Here is a 616-nt window from a genome sequence, read left to right on the forward strand (position 1 = left end):
GCTTTGCAGGGCGGCGACCCGGCGCAGGTCAACCCGGTGGTGCCGACGCAACTGATCGTCGACCACTCGCTGGCCGTCGAGGCGGGCGGTTTCGATGCCCAGGCCTTCGAGAAGAACCGCGCCATCGAAGATCGCCGCAACGAAGACCGTTTCCACTTCATCAACTGGACCAAAAAGGCCTTCAAGAACGTCGATGTGATCCCGCCGGGCAACGGCATCATGCACCAGATCAACCTGGAGAAAATGTCGCCAGTGATTCAGGTGCGTGAAGGCGTGGCGTTCCCCGACACCTGCGTCGGCACCGACAGCCACACGCCGCACGTCGATGCGCTCGGTGTGATCGCCATCGGTGTCGGCGGCCTCGAAGCCGAGAGCGTGATGCTCGGTCGCGCGTCGTGGATGCGCCTGCCGGAAAGCGTTGGCGTCGAACTGACCGGCAAGCTGCAACCGGGCATCACCGCCACCGACATGGTCCTGGCCCTGACCGAATACCTGCGCAAACAGAAAGTCGTCGGTGCCTGGCTGGAGTTCTTCGGTGAAGGTGCAGCAGCGCTGACCCTCGGCGACCGCGCCACAATTTCCAACATGGCCCCGGAATACGGCGCCACGGCAGCGA

Annotated in this window: 1 protein-coding gene; it reads left to right on the top strand. The window is 64.0% G+C overall.

Annotated elements, in window-relative coordinates:
* On the top strand, positions 1-616 hold a 616-nt coding region (locus J5M71_RS26555; RefSeq protein WP_243434363.1), incomplete at both ends, for an aconitase family protein.

This window comes from Pseudomonas sp. 43(2021) (assembly GCF_017490805.1).
Lineage (GTDB): Bacteria > Pseudomonadota > Gammaproteobacteria > Pseudomonadales > Pseudomonadaceae > Aquipseudomonas.